The organism is Ochrobactrum sp. MYb379 (genome assembly GCF_037479515.1).
GTDB lineage: Bacteria > Pseudomonadota > Alphaproteobacteria > Rhizobiales > Rhizobiaceae > Brucella.
Genome location: NZ_JBBGYW010000012.1, coordinates 75,836 through 94,673, shown reverse-complemented (window position 1 = coordinate 94,673; position 18,838 = coordinate 75,836). Strand labels below are relative to the sequence as shown.

Here is an 18,838-nt window from a genome sequence, read left to right as displayed (position 1 = left end):
CTATATAGCGCCAGTCTTTATCCTATTCTGGGATGATCTAGGGCATATGACGCAAATTTGATAGGGCTTTTTCTAAAAAACTAACCGATTTAAATGATCAGACACGTTCCAGTTTCTCATGTGGAAGCGGTGGCAGTTCAATCTCGATAGTATTGCCGGCTTGCACGTTTCCACCCGCAAGGACGATCGACATCACGCCTGATTTTCGTATCAACTCACCGTTTTCGGTTTTATCGAGCACAGCGTTTAAGAGGCCCTTCTCATATTTCTCAATCTGCGAACAAGGATTGCGCAGCCCAGTGATTTCGAGCACCACATCATTACCGATTTTGAGAATCGCAGATTTTGGCAATGCCAGCAGATCAATGCCGCGAGTCGTGATGTTTTCACCCAATTGCGCCGGTGAAATGTCGAAACCTTTGCCAACCAATTCATCGAATAGCTCGGCCTGAATAAGATGAACCTGACGCAGATTGGGTTGCGTTGGATCAGCCCTCACGCGCGAGCGATGCTTGACCGTAACGCCCTTATGCGCATCACCTTCAACACCCTCTCCCGCCACAATGCTGATCTCCGAAACGAGCTGTTTTGAGAAGCGATGCTTAGCGTCACGCGCAACAGCTACAACAATTCCACTCATATTTTTACCTTGATCCCATGAAGATGCAGGCGGCTGGCAAAGCCCGTCGTAATCGCGCATATCATGCGATATACAACACAGAAATGACAAGGGTATCGCGAAGGGGCGGCGGCAAGCCATGACGAGCAAATACGACGGCAAGAGTTTTCGCTGGGGCATCTGGGGAACAGGCACAATTGCACACGCCTTCGCTGCCGATATTCGAGCAAGCTATGAAATGCGCGTAACCGCCGTTTGCTCGCGTTCGCTCGAGAGTGCCGTAGAGTTCAAAAACAAAATCGGCGCAGATCACGCGTTTGATGATGCCGCGGCATTTCTCAGAAGCCCCGATTTCGATGCCGTCTATATTGCCACGCCAAACGCAATGCATGTGCCGCAAACGCTACAGGCCATTGCTGCTGGCAAAGCATGTCTCACAGAAAAGCCGCTGACGCTTGATGCAGATGGGGCCAATGCAATTGCTGCCGCCAGTAAAGCGCACAACGTCTTTGCAATGGAGGCCATGTGGAGCCGGTTTCTTCCGGCAATTACCGCCACCCGCGAGCATATCAAGGCCGGGCGGATCGGCACAGTTAAACGCATTGAAGCCGACCTCTCCTATTTCCGTGAAGAAGACCCGCAAAGCCGTTTTTTTAACCAGGCACTAGGTGGCGGAGCAGCTTTTGATCTCGGTGTCTATCCGGTATCACTCGCGCTCAGTTTTCTGGGCCTGCCTGATGCTGTGAGCGGACGCTGGACGAAAGCAAAAAGCGGCGTCGATATGCGGACCGAAATCACGCTGAGCTATGCAAACGCCGAAGCTCAGCTTTCATGCGGTTTTGATCACGACGGCAAAAATCAGATGCTAATTGAAGGAACAGACGGCGCGATCCTCATCCACGCACCGTTTCTCAAAGCACAGCGTCTTACGTTCTTTTCCGCAAAAGTGCTGCATTCTGCTCTTGGCCCGAAAGGCCCGGGCGGACTGATTGGAAAGGTGCTTAACCGCCTGCCCCTTCCCGGCAGAACTGTTGAGCATCATCCATTTTCTGGCAATGGCTTGCAGTTTCAGGCGCAAGCCGTGCGTGATGCGCTCAAACGCGACGAGATTTCAAGCCCAATCATGCCACTAGAACACAGCGCTGAAGTGGCCAACATCGTCAGCACTGTGCTTGCGCAAAAGCCAAATTAGAAGGTGCTCTGAACCTTATAGGGTGCTGCATTTTCTCCGGCATTGTTGAGCGCAAGGGCGACTTCTGTGATGTGCAAAGCCACAGCACCGGAGAAGAACGCCGTAGCTTCCGTTTCAATCGCGTGCGCCTGATCCGCCACGCCGCGCATGAAATCGATCTGCGACGGGAATGATGGCAGGGTTAATGCATCAGCTTTTGGATAAGCCAGCTTGCTGCCAACGGCCGGTTTCCACGGCAATGTCTTGCCAAGCTTCGCTTCCAACCGTCCGAAGATGCGCGACAGGATAGAACGCTTTCGCTCTGTTGATTCAAGCCGGACTGCGGAACGATTATCCCAAAGATCATCGACCGTGATAGAACCCTTGTCGGCAACGATGGTCAGACTACGATCCTTTGGCATTGCAAGGCCGGACGTTAGACGCGCCACAAGGCCAGATTTGAAACGCAGGCAACCCACCGAAAAATCCGGGGCCATATGCAGATGCTCAGTGCCTGGACCCTTGTTCTGGAAGGTAATTGAGGAGAACGCTGTTACGCTTTCAACCGGGCCAAACAGCGACACCAGCCATGAGAGCGCATAACCCGCATGTTCCAGCGTGCAGCCAATCTCAAACTCATGCAGACCCGGCCATGGTGCACCTGATTGTGAGCGCCATGTCGCCCATTTATCGCGAAAAACCGGACCATCTTCCATTTCAGCATAGACCAGACGCGGGGTGCCGATCTCGCTGATTGAGCTTGAAACCAGCTTCTGTGCGTCGCTTAAGCCATTAGCGGGAGCTGCGGCAAGCGTCAGACCTTTGGAAGCTGCGAATTCAACGAGTGCCTTGGCATCATTGTAATCCATTGCCAGCGGCTTTTCTGAATAGACATGTTTTCCAGCCTCAAGTGCCGCACGCGAAATCGCATAATGATTTTCCGGCGTCGTCAGATTGAGGACTATCTGCACGTCGTTATCGGCCAACACTGCCTCAAAGCTCTCATAGGCGCGCACCTTGTAATGCGCAGCAAATACCTTCAGCCGTTCTGCCGAGCGATCAAAAGCGCCAAGCAGCTTTAACTGCGGGTAATTGCGCAATGTGGTCATGTAATAATCAGCAACGAAGCCCGTGCCTATGATCGCAATATTCATGGTAACTCCGAGATTATAAAGACCGCTTGGGAATGGTGACTTTGGCCGTCATGCGCAAGCCAAAGATTGCGAAAATGAGCATGAGCCAGACCGGGTCCATGCGACGGAAAAAGAAGCTTTCCAGCATTGCGTTCAGCGTACCGAAAAACACAAACATCAGAAAGAAATCAGCAAGAAGCAGATTTTCGCGTGTTGGCCTGCACCGCATATAATTAATCAGCGGCATAATGATGATGACAATGATCGCGCAGATGAGGCCGATAAGGCCCATTGAAAGCGTGATATCGAGATAGCCATTATGCGCATGGACAATGCCGCGCACATCCCAATCGAGATAATAGGGATTTGCAGCTTCTTTTGCGGCGCCAGTGCTCCAAAAACTTTCAAAGCCGAACCCAGTCCAAGGGCGATTATGCAAAGCTTCAATCGCAAAGGCCCAGATGGAGGTTCTGCCCGTAAAGGTCGGATCAACCGCGAACTTCAAAACCATTTGATGCAGCGGTTCAAACAGCACCGTACCGATTGTGAATAAGGCGAACATCAACTGAATGACGAAAATCATCAGCGGTGCAAGTCCACGAAGGCCAAACAGGCCCGGCCCAACGACTAACAGCATGGCGAAAGGCACCAGTGCCACTGTGGTTTTTGAACCTGTATGCGCGACAAAGAACAACGCAAGTAGCGCAATCACTGCTCCACTGATGCGCCAGCCGCGTCGCCAAAGATAAATGCCAGCGAAAGCGAAGACTGCCATGACAGGCCCGGCAATGTTCTTATGTGTGAATACACCTCGCCAGAGGAAAGAATTCTGTGGCTCCACTGCATCAGCACCGTGCGTGCCAAGATTGGGTAACAGCACAACACCCGCATAGGAAATAAAGATAACAATCGAGGCCACGATAAGCAGCATCCATGAATAGCTATCTGCATCCTGCGGCAGAGCAAGTACCGCAATGATTGCGAGAACACCGATCAGAGTCAGCATGATCCCACGAATAGCGGTTGATGGATCAGGGCTGACGAAGGCTGAGGCCAGAAGAATGGCAAACATCAGCATCCAGCCGAGGCTTACCAAACGCATAATCTTAGCGGGCTGCGCAAACATGGCCAAAGACATAAGCGCTACAGCGCCAACAATGCCAAAGCCCAGCTGATTAATCGTATCACCAGCTGGCTGGCCATCCGTTGCAACGACCGGCGAAAACGGTCGAAACGAAACCAGAAGAATGCACAAAATCGCCGTTGCAATGACGAGCGCTATTTGGCGCATCGTCATTCGCGTCGGATCGGACAAAGCTGGATCAGTTTTTGTCCGGGTTGCGATACTGCTCATTCAAATATCCAAAATGCGCCATAACCCGACCTAGACCAATATGGACGAAGTAAGTGCCTGCAGGCGCAAAGCCTGCAGCAATGCCTTTTCTCACAGCTTTAATCGGTGAATAGGCTAACAGAGCAAGGCTTTTTAGAAATACACGTACCTGACCGAGTGGTTCATCCTTGCGCTTACGCTGTTCAATCAGCGTCGAAAGAACGCCATTGCGGAGGCCGCGTGATCTGATCCAATCATTTTCCAAACGACGCTCTGGAATGGTTTCGCGAACGATACCCTCTGCACACCAGCCAACTCTAAAGCCCTTGGCGATTGAGCGCGACAGGAAGTCGGAATCGCCACCGCCAGTGAAGTTGAACTTAAGATCCATAAACGGATAGCTGTGTGCTTCAATAACCGCACGCGCGATAAGAAGGTTACCAGATGAATAGATAATCGGAACAGGACCAGTCTTTGTATAATGCGGCAGGAAGACCGGATGTTTTGCCCACTGTTCCGAATTTGGCTTCTCGAAAATCGGGAACTGCGGACCGCCAACGAGGCTAACGTCATAACGCTCAGCCGTCGAAACCATGTTTTCGATCCAGTCTGGATCGGCCAGTTCATCGTCATCAATAACGATGATGTATTTGAAGTTCGGGAAATATTTCGTCGCCGTCAACCAGCCCGCATTATAGGCATTACAATTGCCGCGATGCGATTCACCAATCAGCATGCCATTGTATTTGCCAGCCTCGAAAAGTGGAGCGGCAACTGTTGCGCCCTCCTTCTTTTCAGTCTCGTTCTCAATGACCACAACTGCCCATTTGCGTTTGGTGGTCTGCGCATTGAGTGTATCGAGAGTTCTGATCAGGTGCTCAGGACGCTTGAATGTCGGAAGCGACACAACAATATCGATCTCGTCATAAGCAAGACCGGGAGTTTTAGCGATTACTTCAATATGATCCGGTAAATCTGACATCTCGGTTTCCGATTTATTTCAGAGATTTTTATTTTACAATTATCTTTCCACTATAGATAAACGCTTAAAGAAAAGTTCACTGCATGTCTGTAGAGACTGTCATAAACAGGCACTCATTAAGATTGGTCAGGAGCTGATTTGCAACCGTTTCGTCTTGTCTTCGTAACATCACTTGTTCCGCATGCGGTCGCTTCAACAGGTTACGAGGTTGCAAACGCAGCCGTGATTGATGGTCTACGCCGTGCGGGCGCACAGGTCACAGTTCTGGGCTTCACTTGGCCCGGGCATAAAGCGGCCAAAAGCAAAGAAACCGTTGTGCTTGGTGAAGTGGAAGTACGAACCGAAGGTGCGGGCATCAAACGCAAGATCGGCTGGGTGCTAAAATCATTTCTGACCGGGCTTACCGTGTCCTCCGCAAAGCTGCGCGTGGTTCCGGCGGTTGAAATCCGCGAAGCGATTGCCGATCTGGGTGAGTTTGATGCCTATGTTCTCAATGGCGTCACGCTTCCCGGCGCGTTTGAAGATGTTTTCAAAGATAAGCCGTCGATATTTATCGCGCATAATGTCGAATATCGTTCGGCAGAAGAGAATGCCGCTGATACCAAAAGTAAGATTCAGAAAATCCTATTTGGCCGCGAAGCCCGCATTCTCAAAAAACTCGAAAACCGGCTGTGCAAACAAGCAAGTTTCGTCTTCACATTCGCGGAAGATGACGGCCCAGCGCTTGGCCTGACATCAGAGAAATTTGCAACTTTACCGCTGGTTATGCCGGGCAAAGCGGCAACATCGACGGCAGCGGCTACGAAATATGACCTGGCTTTGATCGGCACATGGACATGGCACCCGAACCGCATTGGCCTCGAATGGTTCCTGCGCGAAGTGAAACCGCTGCTGCCAAAAGACATTTCGATTGCCATTGCTGGAAACACACCAGCCGATCTGATCGCTGCATGGCCCGGCGTAAACTTTGTCGGCAAGGTGCCCGATGCGACCGAGTTTGTGGAAAGTGGCAAACTTGTACCGCTGATCAGTCGCGCGGGCACTGGTGTTCAGTTAAAGTCAATTGAGACGTTTGAACTCGGAATGCCAAGCGTCGCGACAGCCCATTCGGTTCGCGGCATCAGCAATATTCCGGCAAACTGCACTATTGCAGATAAGCCAGCCGATTTTGCTGCGGCCATCGTTGAGAGGCTCAAAACAATCACTGACGGTGATAGTCAAAAACTGGACGGCAAAGCCTTTAAACAGGCACAAATCGCAGGCATGGACAGCGCCATCGCCCGGGGCCTTAAGACACTTCAGGACGTGACAGGAAAAGCAAACTGACATGACAACTACTTCCCCCGAAAAGCTTGAATATAAAAATATTCTCGGCATCAAAGTTGTCTGTTTCGACTGGGACAGTTCATTCGCTTATTTTGAAAAGCGCATAGAAAACCGCGAATTTCTCAAGCAGGGCTGGCTGAATGCCAACAATGCCAATATCGCGCATGAAGATCCGAACTATATGGCGGCATTGAAGGATTTCCTGATCCTGCCTGACGGTATCGGCGTCGATATTGCCAGTAAGGTTGCCTACGGAGAAAAATTCCCTGCCAATCTCAACGGAACAGACTTCATACCCGGCCTGATGCAGCATATCAAACGCCCGATGAAAATAGCGCTTCTGGGCGGCGGTCCGGGTGTCGCTGCGGAGGCCGCACAGCTTTTCAAGAAACAAATACCGCAGCATGATTTCCGTGTGATTTCAGATGGCTATTTCAAGCTAGCTGATGTTGATGGCATTCTTGCCCAACTTAAAGATTACCATCCCGACATTCTTCTCATCGCAATGGGCGTCCCACGTCAGGAACTATTCATCGACAAGCACATCACAGCAGAGCATTGCACGATTGCAAGTGCTGTAGGCGCGCTGTTCGATCTGCATACAGGCCGCGTTCAACGCGCTCCGCATTGGGTTCGCACAATCAAAATGGAATGGGTACATCGCCTGTTGCAGGAACCACGCCGTCTGGCAAAGCGTTACCTCGTCGGCAATCCAGTCTTCCTCTGGCGCGTTGCCAAGGAAAAGCTCTCAGGGGGTAAGCCTTGAAGACAGCGATTGTTACGGCCAGTTGGGATCAGGATTTTGAGCGTTGTAAGCTCCTGTGCGAAACCATGGACAAATTTGTCACTGGTTTCACCAAGCACTACATTCTCGTCGACAGCAAAGATGTCGCCCTTTTCAGGCAGATTGAGAGCGCAAACCGCATCGTCATTGATGAGCGCGATTTGCTGCCTTCCTGGATTCGTGCATTTCCTGATCCGACCTATCTCGGCCGCCGCCGTGTCTGGCTTTCGTTCAAAACCAAGCCCTTGCGCGGCTGGCATGTGCAGCAGTTGCGCCGCATTGCGCTGGCCAGCAAGGTGGATGAGGACGGTCTTCTCTATACCGATTCAGATACTGCATTTGTGAAGCCGTTTGATTGCAGCACGCTCTGGCACCATGATAAATTACGTCTGTTCTATCGTCCCAATGCGCTGGCAAATCCAGAATGGCCGGAGCATCCGGTCTGGGCGGAAAACGCGGGAAAACTCCTTGGCGTTCCAAATGGCAAAAGCGCGCTGAACGACTATATCGGCCAGCTTGTTTCCTGGCGCAGAGATTCAGTCGTAGGCATGTGTGAACGCATTGAAAAGCACACTGGTCAGCATTGGGTTGCGGCAATTGGCAATGTCCGCCGCTTCTCCGAATGCTTCATCTATGGCCATTATGTGGATGATGTTCTGGAAGGCGCTGGCCATTTCCATGACACCCATGACCTGTGCCGCATGCAGTGGTTTGCGCCCCCGCCAACGGAAGAAGAGTTCCGTACATTTATCGCCGAAATGGAGCCGCATCAGGTGGCCATCGGAATGCAGTCATTCCTAAGCCTTTCGGTCGCCGACATCCGCCGCATCATCGGCGCGTGATCTAAAGCGTATTCAAAACAATAAAGCCTGGAGCACCAAACTCCGGGCTTTTTTTATACCCGTTTGGCAGGCAGCCGAAGGCTCGTATAGGTAAAAACCAGCGACAGAATATATATACCTGCAAAAACAAAGTTCAGGCCGGCAATCCAGTCGTTATTATCGCCATAATTGACAAGCAACAGCCAGACGAACAGCGCCTTGCCTGCCGTCATCAGCACCATGCTTATTGTACGCAGACCAGACTGACCGCGCGCATATAGGATTTCTGTCTGATACTCGATCAAGTTGCGGAACCCCGGCACCAGCAACACCAGCGGCAAGAGGCCGACAATCGGCGCAACGCTTGCACCAAGCGCTGTCGGGAAGAACTGTAGGAAGATCACCATCGCGCCAAGGCCTGCAACAGACACCGCAAAAACCGCACATTCCAGCCCGGCCCGAATGCGCAGCGACGCCAGCATATCCGGACTACGCATCAGCTTCTGAACCAGCATCATATTGAAAGAGCGGATCGGCAGTGCGGTCAGATCAACAAGCCGCATGATAATTGCGTAAATACCGGCAGTCGTTGGCCCGCCAATGCTCAAAACCAGAAGCTTGTCGAGCTCGCTCTGAATATAAAAGAGCAGTTCCGCACCCATCACGGCGATAGAATCAGACACACGCCGCATATAAAGACGCGGTTCAAAACGAAGCTTCACCTTCGGGTAAAAGCGCAGAGCGACAGCAAGCGCGACAGCATTGGCGACCAGATACCACCACGCCCAATGTGTAACATCATGAGTGGCCGCGAGAAACATAAACAAAACGGCAGCAATCGCGCGTGTGGCCGTGCCAAAGATCACCAGCAGCGCGGTGATTCCAAAACGGCGCAGCCCATTATTGACGATCATGATCATTTCGGTGGAACGCCACAAAAGCGCTTCGGCAACTACCACCAGAGCGAAGGGTAGGAACGAAATATCGCGGCTAAAGACGATGAAATAAACCAGCCACGAACAAATAGCCAAAAGCGGTAATGACAGCACAACTGCCGCGAGATAGCCCGCCGTATAAGTGCCGAGCAGCAGCGGCTTGACCGTCGCGATACGATAAAGTGGCGAGCTAAACCCTAATGAGACCAGACGCGACAGCACCACGCCAGTACCGGATGCAGTGGCAAAAATACCGAAGTCTCCAGTCGACAGCGTGTTTGCAAGCGCTATAAAATAAAGAAGCGAAACTACCAGCCGCCCAGCAGAACCGGAAAACAGCGAGAAATAATCCCGCACCATTGCCCCACGGCTTCCCAACAACTTCTGGACTGCTTTCGCGAACAAACACGGGCCTCGTCTTTATATTGTTTTTTACTTAATTAGTCGCACATGCGGACTATAGGCTAACACTTAGCGAAAAAGGCTTAATTAAAAGGCACCAAGTTAAATATCGATCCGCAAATTAACCATTTGTTCTGCACAGAAAACATATAGTCGGGTTTAGATAAGCCATTTCGGGGTACGGACATCTTTGACGATGAGCGGTGACGACAAGCGCAATAAAGGAAGAGAGGACAAGCCTCTTCTTGCATTCTCCGACGCGCCTGAGGCAAGTCGTGAAGAAGCTAACGCGCGTCAAGACGAGCAGCCGTCAATAATTCCGCCATGGACCCCTCCCGCAACGCCAGAAGAACGCACCGAGTTTTTTCGCAACAAGCAGGATAAGAAAACTGCTGAAGAGCGCGACGCTTCTGAACTGCGTGCGCGCATGGCTTCGATTAAAGCGGAACTCGAGCGCAAAATCGCCGAGCGCGAGAATGCTTCAAAAGTCAAAGCAGAAGCAGCCGATAGTGTGGAACCACCAGTGAGTGTCTTCGAGGAAAAGCTGCCAGTAAGACAGGCAGCACCCGATAATGAATGGAAGCCGCTAATCGATCCTCGTGTTGCGATTGAAGTGGTTCGCGGCTCTCGCAAATTGTTGATAGCGACAACGCTGCTTGGCGGCATTGTTGGAACACTTTATGCGCTGACCATTCCGCAAATGTACGTTGCTTCGACTGATATTTTGGTCGATCCGCGCAATATCAAAACTGTGGGAACAGAGCTAACACCCGGCCAGCTTCCGACCGATGCTTCACTGGCAATTGCCGAAAGTCAGGCACGATTGCTTGATTCGAGTAGTGTTCTGCTCAAGGTCATCAATGAGGCCGATCTCACCAAAGACCCGGAGTTTAACGGCACCTTCGTTCCGACCGGTGTAGCAGGGTTTTTCGCACAGCTTAAAAGCATGGTGAAGCCCAAGACAGTCGCCGATGGCCAAGCGCTTGAGACACGCGTTCTTTATAATCTCTATGACAGCCTGACTATCGGGCGCGATCCAAAAACCTTTATCTATTCTGTTGCCGTCAAAACCCGCAGTTCGGAAAAGTCGGCCGAAATCGCCAATTTGATCGGCTCGGTGTTCCAGAAAGAACTCGATTCGCTGCAATCGGATGCGGCACGCCGCAACGCGGCTGAACTTTCAAAGCGGCTTGCGGATATGCGCGCCAATGTAGAAACTGCAGAAAAAGCCGCAGCAGATTTTCGTGCAACGCGCGATCTGGTTGATGTCGATGGCAAGCTGATCAGCGACAACGACTTGACACGCCTCAATGACCAGCTGACCAATCAACGTGCCGAAACCATGCGGCTTCAGGCGCGAGTTCAGGTGCTCAACGATGCCAATACCGGCAGCGTCATTTCCGGCACCTTGCCGGAAGACCTGCGCTCTAACACACTGACAGCCTTGCGTGCGCAATATGCACTGGCAAGCCAGAATGCCAATGGAGCATCGACCCAGCTTGGGCCGCGCCATCCACAATACATTCAGCTTCAGTCACAAAGGCAGACGGCGCTCAATGATATTGATGCAGAACTGCGTCGTATCCGTGCGTCATTGCAGGTTGAAGTGGCGCGCTCTGTGCAGCAGGAACGTGACCTGAATTCTCGTCTTGCGCAGCTCAAGTCGCAACAGGCCAACAGCAACAATGATCGCGTGAAGCTGCGCGAACTGGAACGCGAAGCCACCACGCTCCGTTCAGTTTATGAAGCATTTCTGTTGCGCTCGCGCGAAACAAGCGAACAGGAAGGCATCACCACCACCAATGTTCGTGTGATTTCCGAAGCCCGTCCGCCACTCGACCCGGCTGGATCATCGCGCAAGCTCATTGTCATTGCCGGGCTGATTGCTGGTTTCTTGGCAGGGCTTGCCATAACAGCCGTCCGCAACTTCGGACGGCTGGTGCGTATCGGTTAAGAGCGCGAGATTTTACGCCCGCTGGCACGCAAAATGCCGTGTGCACCATCGAGGTGACCAGCTTTAAGCTCAAACGCCAGAAAGCGACGCTTTTCAAACGGTCCCGGCATGGCCAGTTCGCCAGTCTTTTCAGCCGTAAAACCAAACCGCGCATAATATTCAGGGTCGCCAACGAGCAGGATCGCGCCGTGACCAAGCCGCTTTGCCTCAGCAATTGCGTGCTGCATCAAAGCCGAGCCGATCCCACGACCGGCAGTCGATGGATCGACTGCAAGCGGACCGAGCAACAGAGCTGAAACCGGAAAGCCGAACGCATCCAAACCGGCATGGACATTCCACAACCGCACGGTGCCTGCGAGCAGACCATCATAGCCGATAGCAGAAAAAGCCAGACATTCGGCGGGCAACCGACCGCGACGCAGTTTTTCCGATGACTTGCGACGACGGCCCTCGCCCATTGCGCGATCAAGCAGCGCCTCGCGCGCAATGACGTGCTCTGCCGCCTCAGCCGCAACGGTGAAGGCAGGAACAGAGAGCGGCAAGAAGCCGGTGACAATATTTTCCTGGATTTCCAGATTTGCGTTCATAACATCTCACCCTAAGCATGGGCAGCCGCACATCCTGCCCAACACTTTTCAGCGCCGGGCAGATTGAGAGGATCTTTCAGGCTAATCCTGAAAAATCAGATGACGTATGATCGGAGCGGTTCGAAACCATTGAACGCCACCGCTGAATAAGTGGTGGTGTAGGCGCCTGTGCCTTCGATGAGGACTTCATCACCGATGGTCAGTGAAACCGGCAGCGGATACGGAGTCTTTTCGTAAAGAACATCCGCACTGTCGCAAGTTGGGCCAGCCAGCACGCAAAGTTCGGTCGCGTCACCATCATGCGGCGTCACGATCTGGTAGCGGATCGCCTCATCCATGGTTTCGGCCAGACCGCCGAATTTGCCGATGTCGAGATAGACCCAACGCACATTGTCGTTGTCCGACTTGCGCGAAACCAGAACGACTTCGGTCTTGATCACGCCTGCATTGCCAACCATGCCGCGGCCCGGTTCAATGATGGTTTCCGGAATGCGGTTGCCGAAATGCTTGGAAAGCGCATCGAATATCGCCATACCATAGGCCTGAGCGGTCGGCACGTCTTTGAGGTAGCGGGTTGGGAAGCCGCCGCCCATGTTGACCATGCGCAGAACAATGCCTTCGTCAGCCAGCGTACGAAATACCGATGCAGCATCGCTCAAAGCGCGATCCCATGCGGTGAGATCTGTCTGCTGCGAGCCGACGTGGAACGACACACCATAAGAGTCAAGACCCAGCGACTTTGCATGACGCAGGACGTCGATAGCCATTGCAGGCACGCAACCGAACTTGCGCGACAGCGGCCATTCAGCGCCTTCACCATCGGTCAATACGCGGCAGAACACGCGGCTGCCGGGAGCAGCGCGAGCGACCTTTTCAACTTCTTCAACGCAATCAACAGCGTAGAGACGGATGCCCAGCTCGAAAGCACGTGCAACATCGCGCTCTTTCTTGATGGTGTTGCCATAAGAGATGCGGTTTGGCGTTGCGCCGGCTTCCAGTGCCATTTCGATTTCGGCAACCGATGCCGTATCGAAGCACGAGCCGAGCGATGCGAGGAGGCGCAGGACTTCCGGTGCAGGGTTTGCCTTCACGGCATAGAAAATGCGCGAGTAAGGCAATGCCTTTTCAAAATTCTGATAGTTTTCGCGCACGACATCGGTGTCGACGACGAGGCAAGGGCCATCTGGGCGGCGGGTGTTAAGAAAGTCGATAATACGCTGCGTTGCCATGGTCGTTCTCCCGCGCGGCTTGATCTGCCGCATCTAGAGCCCAATCTCAAAAAAAGATTGAGCGAAAAAACACTTAGGAATCTGACCGAGCCCACCATGGACCCCGAAAATTCTCTAAGAGACAAAGTAAGCATAAGCGCATCCGCGGTGAGGCCAGCCTTTGGAGATGCTGAGGTCACGCGAAAACTCATGCGGCGGTGGAACAACGCTAAACCCGCGTTACTCCGCTTTGTCTGCCTTGGATTGGAATTGGAGAACCGCATCCGCACTTCTGGCAATGAAGGTGTGCCTCTTCAGTAATTTCGGTTTTTGGACAACCGAAAGACACTAGAAAGGCCCGCACCGTCGTTGCTTTAGATGTCCTTGATCTGGCGGTTGGCCTACAGATCAACTGGAGCGGTTAGGTCCAGGTACCGTACCGAATTCCTCACCATTCGAGGATCGGCGGACACCCACGGGCACGTGCGACTTTGGGCAAGGGCGATATAATCCCAAAGATGTGTCCATACAATGACAAATCTTCGTCGCGACAAAAATAATTCTAAAGCGTTGTAATGCACTTACCGCGCTTGCCATTGTTCAATATTAGTGAAACATTCTGCTGGAAAACTTAGGCTTTAATTTACCATACCCCCCGAATTTCATTGCTGGTTGTGAACAATGACGCCCTTCGATCCGTTCAACGCGATCATCGCAAAACCGGAAAAGCCCCTCCCCCCAGCGCAAAGCGGTCCGCTTAAAGGCGAGCGTTTGGCGGTTAAAGACATTTATGATGTCGCTGGGATGCAAACGGGATGCGGAAATCCGCAAATTCTGGCCGAATCACTTGCCGCTCAGAAGTCGTCTCCGGTGGTTGAAAAGCTGCTCTCAGCAGGCGCAACTTTCATCGGAAAGACCCAGACCGACGAACTGGCTTTTTCATTGATGGGGCAAAACTCGCATTATCCTCATCCGATCAACCCTTCCGCGCCTGACCGCGTTACGGGTGGATCATCTTCCGGGTCGGCGGCAGCAGTTGCGGGAAAAGTTGCAGACATTGCGCTTGGCTCCGACACAGGCGGCTCTATCCGTGCTCCTGCCAGTTTCTGCGGGCTGATTGGCTTGCGCACCACGCATGGACGCATTCCGCTTGAAGGCATCATGCCGCTGGCACCTTCGCTGGATACAATTGGCTGGTTTGCCCGCGACATTGATCTTTATGAAAAGGTCGGCCAAGTTCTGCTTGGCGATGATGAGCGCAGCTTCAACTTCTCGCAGCTTCTTTATATGCCTTTGTTAGAGCATCTGATGCTTGGGCAGGAAGAGACCGACACGTACCGCGCGATGTTTGCAAAAGTGCGTCCGCATTTTTCAAGTCTCAAAGCTGCGAGCCAGACCACACTGACAATCGACGAGCTTTATCTCACCTTTCGTCAAATACAGGGCTGGGAAGCGTGGAATACGCATGGCGCGTGGATTTCTTCCGGTGATCGCGATCTCGGTCCGGGCGTCGCGGACCGTTTTGCTTACGGCTCGGAAATTACCAATGAAGCTGTAATCCTGCATCGCAACCGGCGTGCGCGTTTTACACAGGAATTGGAAACGATCATCGGCGACAATGCGGTTCTGGCATTGCCAACCGTACCGGGTGCGGCGCCTCTCGCAAACGAACCATTCGAAAGCCTGCAAGCCTATCGTGAACAGGCTCTGCGGTTGCTTTGTCTTTCCGTACTATCCGGCCTGCCACAGATCACTGTTCCACTGGGGCAGGTTGATGGCGCGCCGTTTGGCATCTCATTCATTGGCCCACGCGGCAGCGACCGAGCGCTGATTGTGCTTGGCCGGAACATTCTTGAAAAGCAGGACTAGACCATGGACACCCTTACACGTATGCGCGCATTCATCGACGTGGTCGAAGCGGAAGGCTTTTCGGCTGCCGCGCGAAAGATCGGACGTTCCAAAGCGCTGCTTTCCAAATATGTGCGCGAACTGGAAGATGAACTCGGCGCGCGCCTTCTGAACCGCACGACACGCCAGTTTTCGCTCACTGAAGCAGGCCACACCTATTATCATAGGGCTATAGAAATCATTCGCGATATCGATGCGTTGCAGGACGCGGTCAGCGAAACAAGCTCCGATGCGCGTGGCCGTATAAAGCTCTCAGCCCCGCGCACCTTTGCCGACGCGGTGATCGGTCAATCGCTGATTGATTTCTGCCTCGCGCATCCTGAAATCGTGCTTGATGTGCGGCTGGATGATCGTTTTGTGGATATGGTGGAAGAAGGCTTTGACCTTGCAATCCGTATCACGCGCTTGCAAGATTCCTCACTCATTGCAAAAAGGCTCTCGCCTTTCCACTCTGTTCTTTGCGGCGCACCGTCACTGATCGAGCGCGTGGGCAAGCCAAAACGTCCCGAAGATTTGCATGATAAGCCCTGCATCATCGATACCAATGCGCGCTCGCGCAACAACTGGCATTTCCGCAATACTGACGGCTCGATGATGACCGTAACGGTCAATGGACCAATCGAGGTGAATAGTCCGGTTGCGACCAAGACAGCCGCAATCGCCGGACTTGGTTTCTGTTCGCTTCCAGCCTTTATCGCGGAAGAAGAAATCGAACGCGGCAGGCTCATTCCTTGTCTCGATGAGTTCATCATCAGAGACGGCGGCATCTATGCGGTCTATCCGCATCGTCGTTATTTGCCTGCCAAAATTCGCGCTCTGGTCGACTTTCTGACCCAATGGTTTAAGGACCGCGAAGCGCGCGAAAACACAAAACTGTAATCAAGTGGCTATAAAAGGCGGCACTCGTCCCACTTTTGCCGCCTTCACGACTATGCCTTGCATAAGCTTTCACGGAATCGATACATGCTAAATTCGCGCTCATGGCTGAAAAGCCCTCTTGGCATTGCCGTAACACTGACAACAGTGTTTGCGCCTTTGGCCGCGAGCGCGCATCCGCACGTCTTTGCCGATGCAAGGCTGGAGCTTACGATTGCGCCCGACGGCACGGTTGAAAAGCTCGCCCATATCTGGCGTTTTGACGATGTATTTTCGTCAACCGTACTCATGGAATTCGACAAGAATGGCGATTTGCAACTCGACAAAAACGAGCTGATCGACCTTGGCCATGTGATCAACGGCTCTATTGCGGAATTCAAATATTTTCAGACCGTGCTTGCGGATGGCAAAGATGTGAAAATGGCGCGGCCCAAAGATCTGGCGGCAGACTTTTCCGACAATCATCTGATGATCGTTTTCACCAGCAAGCCTGAAAAGCCGCTCAAGCTAGCACCGGGACACAAGGTTAGCTTCGGCGTTTACGATCCGACCTTCTATACGGCCATCGACTATGTGAGCGATAATGAACTGATCGTCAAAGGTCTGCCTGCAGGCTGCAAGTCTGAGGTCATTCGACCTAATCCCGATGAAGCACTTGCGCAAAATCAGGGAACGCTGACAGATGCATTTTTCAATGATCCTGCTGGCACAGACATGTCGAAGATTTTCGCCACCCGCCTTGAGATAGACTGCGAGAAAAAAGGATAAGCTACCTTATGAAAAGAACGGTCAGTTTCATTCTCACAGCTACCCTTGTGATGATCGCCGCAAACGCATGGGCGCAATCATCACTGGGCATCGGTGCCAATGAAGTCGCGATGAAACCGACCGGACCTTTCGCACATTTGATCCTCTGGATGAATGAACAGCAGCGCACTTTCTATCTCGCCATGACCAATGCACTTAAAGCTATGCGCGAAGATCCGTGGCAAGCATGGGTGCTGATCGGCCTGTCTTTTGTTTATGGTGTTTTCCATGCCGCCGGCCCCGGCCACGGCAAGGCGGTGATTTCGTCTTACATGATCGCTAATGAAACGGCGCTGAAACGCGGCATTTTCCTGTCGTTCATCTCATCGCTTCTGCAAGCGATCATGGCAGTCTTCGTGGTTGCACTCGCATGGTTTTTGCTGCGCGGCACCGGCATATCAATGAACCAGACCGCCCGCTATATGGAGATTGCCAGTTTCGCGCTGGTGCTATTCTTCGGCCTGTGGCTGCTTGCACGCAAATTGCCGCTTCTGTTTAAGAAGCGCGACAGCACTGAACCCTCCCCAACAAGCGCGCTTTTTGCAGCAGCACCACAAACAGCAATGGCCAGCGGTCCTGCATGGCAAGGAAGCGTATCGCAAAGCACGCGAGCGCTTGGCATGAGCAGCACCGTAAAGCTCAACTACAAGCCCGCCAATGCGGCGGCGGATCATGTCTTTATCGGACAAGGCGACGTCTGCGCTGATTGCGGCAGCGCCCATATCGCTGATCCATCAACGCTTGGCGATGACTTCAACTGGAAGACAGCATGGTCGGCGATTTTCTCTGTCGGCCTGCGCCCATGCTCCGGTGCGCTGATCGTGCTCACCTTCGCGCTTCTCAATGGTCTGATGGTTGGTGGCTTGCTTTCGGTCTTCGCGATGGCCTTTGGCACATTTCTGACCGTCGCATTTCTCGCAACCCTGGCCGTGACGGCCAAAAACACGGCATTGCGCTTTGCTGGCAGCAGCGCCATGTCCGGTCGCCTGAAAGCAGTGATTGAAGTGGGCGCGGCACTGTTTATCGCGCTGACCGGCGCTCTGCTGCTTAGTGCTGCACTCTTAGGTTAGTCCTTATTCTGGGGTTAGTCCTTATTCTGGCGGCGTGAACGCAGCCAGAATATGCCAAAGAAACTGAGTACGAACAAAATCCCGAAAATGGCCGCCGCAACGTGCGAACGCTCACCGAGTGCAATCATGATGGTCGGCAAATAATAGGCCAACACACCAAAACCAATCAAAATGACAGCTGCGGCGAATGCCGGATTACTCTTTTTCGGTTCAGCCACCACTACGGAAATCCTCTAACTTTTTGATCTGCTGACCGTCAGTATCAAAGTTTTCCGGTGCAAGCCATGCCTGATACGCTTGTTTCAGTGCAGGCCATTCGCCGTCGATGATCGAAAACCATGACGTGTCACGGTTTTTGCTCTTCGCCACCATATGCTGGCGGAAAGTGCCCTCGAACTTAAAGCCAAACCGTTCCGCCGCGCGTTTGGAAGGCGCATTGTCGTCATTGCACTTCCACTCATAACGGCGATAGCCAAGCTCATCGAAAATATACTGCATGAACAGGAACTGCGCTTCGGTAGCAGCCGGTTTGCGCGAAATCAGCGGTCCCCAGTAGATATTACCGATCTCGATGGCCCCATTTGCCGGATCAATCCGCATCAGCGCCTGACGACCAGCGACCTTGCCGCTGGCCTTATCAATGACTGCAAAAAATAACGGATCTTCGCTGGCCGATACCCGATCAAGCCAAGGCTGAAAAGCTTCGCGCGTTGCAGGCGGAACCTCAAACAACCATGTGAAACGCTGATCCGCATCATTGACGGAAGACGCTGCAAAAAGCTCGTCGCCATGCTTTTGCGCATCAATCGGTTCAAGCCTGACATATTGTCCTTCAAGAACTTTGCGTTCAGGCTTCGGGCGTGGCGTCCAATCTCGCAAATCAGTCATTTCAATACTCCCATCTAAAAGAGAAAGGAGCATA

At 52.6% G+C, this 18,838-nt stretch carries 18 protein-coding genes; 9 read left to right on the top strand and 9 right to left on the bottom strand.

Going from position 1 to position 18,838, the window contains the following annotated elements:
- Window positions 1-97 precede the first annotated feature (97 nt).
- Window positions 98-640, bottom strand: coding sequence for an MOSC domain-containing protein (locus WH356_RS18560; RefSeq protein WP_339513431.1), 543 nt, complete (start codon window positions 638-640; stop codon window positions 98-100).
- Between the two features lie 118 nt (window positions 641-758).
- Between WH356_RS18560 and WH356_RS18555 the strand changes: the two genes are divergently transcribed.
- Complete coding sequence (locus tag WH356_RS18555; RefSeq protein WP_339513429.1) at window positions 759-1,811, top strand: Gfo/Idh/MocA family protein; 1,053 nt, start codon at window positions 759-761, stop codon at window positions 1,809-1,811.
- Here WH356_RS18555 and WH356_RS18550 read toward each other — a convergent pair.
- Genes WH356_RS18550 through WH356_RS18540 form a run of 3 tightly spaced genes read right to left on the bottom strand, consistent with a single transcriptional unit; the run spans window position 1,808 to window position 5,238 of the window.
- A complete protein-coding gene (locus tag WH356_RS18550) occupies window positions 1,808-2,944 on the bottom strand; it encodes a Gfo/Idh/MocA family protein (RefSeq protein ID WP_339513427.1) in 1,137 nt (378 codons plus the stop codon). The two genes, WH356_RS18555 and WH356_RS18550, sit on opposite strands and share 4 nt — an antisense overlap.
- 13 nt (window positions 2,945-2,957) lie before the next feature.
- Window positions 2,958-4,277: an O-antigen ligase family protein gene (locus tag WH356_RS18545; RefSeq protein WP_339513425.1), complete on the bottom strand. Its 1,320-nt coding sequence runs from the start codon at window positions 4,275-4,277 to the stop codon at window positions 2,958-2,960.
- Entirely contained in the window at window positions 4,246-5,238 is a 993-nt protein-coding gene (locus tag WH356_RS18540; RefSeq protein ID WP_339513424.1) for a glycosyltransferase family 2 protein, read from the bottom strand. Before WH356_RS18540 ends, WH356_RS18545 begins: the two co-directional genes overlap by 32 nt.
- Before the next feature lie 138 nt (window positions 5,239-5,376).
- Here WH356_RS18540 and WH356_RS18535 point away from each other — a divergent pair, with 138 nt between their 5' ends.
- The 3 genes from WH356_RS18535 to WH356_RS18525 are packed head-to-tail and all read left to right on the top strand — an operon-like array spanning window position 5,377 to window position 8,190.
- Window positions 5,377-6,564: a glycosyltransferase family 4 protein gene (locus tag WH356_RS18535; protein ID WP_339513422.1), complete on the top strand. Its 1,188-nt coding sequence runs from the start codon at window positions 5,377-5,379 to the stop codon at window positions 6,562-6,564.
- Between the two features lies 1 nt (window position 6,565).
- The gene (locus tag WH356_RS18530; RefSeq protein ID WP_339513420.1) at window positions 6,566-7,330 is read left to right on the top strand and encodes a WecB/TagA/CpsF family glycosyltransferase; all 765 of its coding nucleotides are present in this window, start codon (window positions 6,566-6,568) and stop codon (window positions 7,328-7,330) included.
- A complete protein-coding gene (locus WH356_RS18525; protein ID WP_339513418.1) occupies window positions 7,327-8,190 on the top strand; it encodes a DUF6492 family protein in 864 nt (287 codons plus the stop codon). Before WH356_RS18530 ends, WH356_RS18525 begins: the two co-directional genes overlap by 4 nt.
- 53 nt (window positions 8,191-8,243) lie before the next feature.
- Here WH356_RS18525 and WH356_RS18520 read toward each other — a convergent pair whose 3' ends face one another.
- Window positions 8,244-9,509, bottom strand: a complete 1,266-nt coding sequence (locus tag WH356_RS18520) for a lipopolysaccharide biosynthesis protein (RefSeq protein ID WP_339513416.1) — start codon at window positions 9,507-9,509, stop codon at window positions 8,244-8,246.
- A 193-nt stretch (window positions 9,510-9,702) separates the two neighbouring features.
- Here WH356_RS18520 and WH356_RS18515 point away from each other — a divergent pair, with 193 nt between their 5' ends.
- Window positions 9,703-11,460: a GumC family protein gene (locus WH356_RS18515; RefSeq protein WP_339513414.1), complete on the top strand. Its 1,758-nt coding sequence runs from the start codon at window positions 9,703-9,705 to the stop codon at window positions 11,458-11,460.
- On the opposite strand, the gene WH356_RS18510 is transcribed toward WH356_RS18515, so the two are convergent.
- Window positions 11,457-12,047 (bottom strand): GNAT family N-acetyltransferase, encoded by a 591-nt coding sequence (locus WH356_RS18510; protein ID WP_339513412.1) that lies wholly within the window; start codon window positions 12,045-12,047, stop codon window positions 11,457-11,459. The genes WH356_RS18515 and WH356_RS18510 overlap by 4 nt on opposite strands.
- Before the next feature lie 95 nt (window positions 12,048-12,142).
- Complete coding sequence (gene odc2, locus WH356_RS18505) at window positions 12,143-13,276, bottom strand: ornithine/lysine decarboxylase (RefSeq protein WP_339513410.1); 1,134 nt, start codon at window positions 13,274-13,276, stop codon at window positions 12,143-12,145.
- A 660-nt stretch (window positions 13,277-13,936) separates the two neighbouring features.
- Here odc2 and WH356_RS18500 point away from each other — a divergent pair.
- From WH356_RS18500 to WH356_RS18485, 4 genes are all read left to right on the top strand, one after another.
- Window positions 13,937-15,124, top strand: coding sequence for an amidase (locus tag WH356_RS18500; RefSeq protein WP_339513408.1), 1,188 nt, complete (start codon window positions 13,937-13,939; stop codon window positions 15,122-15,124).
- 3 nt (window positions 15,125-15,127) lie between these two features.
- The gene (locus tag WH356_RS18495) at window positions 15,128-16,042 is read left to right on the top strand and encodes a LysR family transcriptional regulator (protein ID WP_339513406.1); all 915 of its coding nucleotides are present in this window, start codon (window positions 15,128-15,130) and stop codon (window positions 16,040-16,042) included.
- A gap of 84 nt (window positions 16,043-16,126) precedes the next feature.
- On the top strand, window positions 16,127-16,807 hold the full coding sequence (locus WH356_RS18490) for a DUF1007 family protein (RefSeq protein WP_421565680.1): 681 nt from the start codon (window positions 16,127-16,129) through the stop codon (window positions 16,805-16,807).
- An 8-nt stretch (window positions 16,808-16,815) separates the two neighbouring features.
- Complete coding sequence (locus tag WH356_RS18485; RefSeq protein ID WP_339513404.1) at window positions 16,816-17,916, top strand: nickel/cobalt transporter; 1,101 nt, start codon at window positions 16,816-16,818, stop codon at window positions 17,914-17,916.
- Window positions 17,917-17,930: 14 nt separating this feature from the next.
- Here WH356_RS18485 and WH356_RS18480 read toward each other — a convergent pair whose 3' ends face one another.
- Entirely contained in the window at window positions 17,931-18,134 is a 204-nt protein-coding gene (locus WH356_RS18480; protein ID WP_339513403.1) for a hypothetical protein, read from the bottom strand.
- Window positions 18,127-18,804, bottom strand: a complete 678-nt coding sequence (locus WH356_RS18475; protein WP_339513402.1) for a GNAT family N-acetyltransferase — start codon at window positions 18,802-18,804, stop codon at window positions 18,127-18,129. The genes WH356_RS18480 and WH356_RS18475 overlap by 8 nt, the downstream gene beginning before the upstream one ends.
- Between the last annotated feature and the right edge of the window lie 34 nt (window positions 18,805-18,838).

Bases quoted from the DNA above. Each gene is read 5' to 3' on its own strand.
- WH356_RS18475 (WP_339513402.1), bottom strand. From the start codon at position 18,804: ATGACTGATTTGCGAGATTGGACGCCACGCCCGAAGCCTGAACGCAAA.
- WH356_RS18485 (WP_339513404.1), top strand. From the start codon at position 16,816: ATGAAAAGAACGGTCAGTTTCATTCTCACAGCTACCCTTGTGATGATC.
- WH356_RS18545 (WP_339513425.1), bottom strand. From the start codon at position 4,277: ATGAGCAGTATCGCAACCCGGACAAAAACTGATCCAGCTTTGTCCGAT.
- odc2 (WP_339513410.1), bottom strand. From the start codon at position 13,276: ATGGCAACGCAGCGTATTATCGACTTTCTTAACACCCGCCGCCCAGAT.
- WH356_RS18555 (WP_339513429.1), top strand. From the start codon at position 759: ATGACGAGCAAATACGACGGCAAGAGTTTTCGCTGGGGCATCTGGGGA.
- WH356_RS18560 (WP_339513431.1), bottom strand. From the start codon at position 640: ATGAGTGGAATTGTTGTAGCTGTTGCGCGTGACGCTAAGCATCGCTTC.
- WH356_RS18540 (WP_339513424.1), bottom strand. From the start codon at position 5,238: ATGTCAGATTTACCGGATCATATTGAAGTAATCGCTAAAACTCCCGGT.
- WH356_RS18515 (WP_339513414.1), top strand. From the start codon at position 9,703: ATGAGCGGTGACGACAAGCGCAATAAAGGAAGAGAGGACAAGCCTCTT.
- WH356_RS18530 (WP_339513420.1), top strand. From the start codon at position 6,566: ATGACAACTACTTCCCCCGAAAAGCTTGAATATAAAAATATTCTCGGC.
- WH356_RS18500 (WP_339513408.1), top strand. From the start codon at position 13,937: ATGACGCCCTTCGATCCGTTCAACGCGATCATCGCAAAACCGGAAAAG.
- WH356_RS18495 (WP_339513406.1), top strand. From the start codon at position 15,128: ATGGACACCCTTACACGTATGCGCGCATTCATCGACGTGGTCGAAGCG.
- WH356_RS18510 (WP_339513412.1), bottom strand. From the start codon at position 12,047: ATGAACGCAAATCTGGAAATCCAGGAAAATATTGTCACCGGCTTCTTG.
- WH356_RS18550 (WP_339513427.1), bottom strand. From the start codon at position 2,944: ATGAATATTGCGATCATAGGCACGGGCTTCGTTGCTGATTATTACATG.
- WH356_RS18490 (WP_421565680.1), top strand. From the start codon at position 16,127: ATGCTAAATTCGCGCTCATGGCTGAAAAGCCCTCTTGGCATTGCCGTA.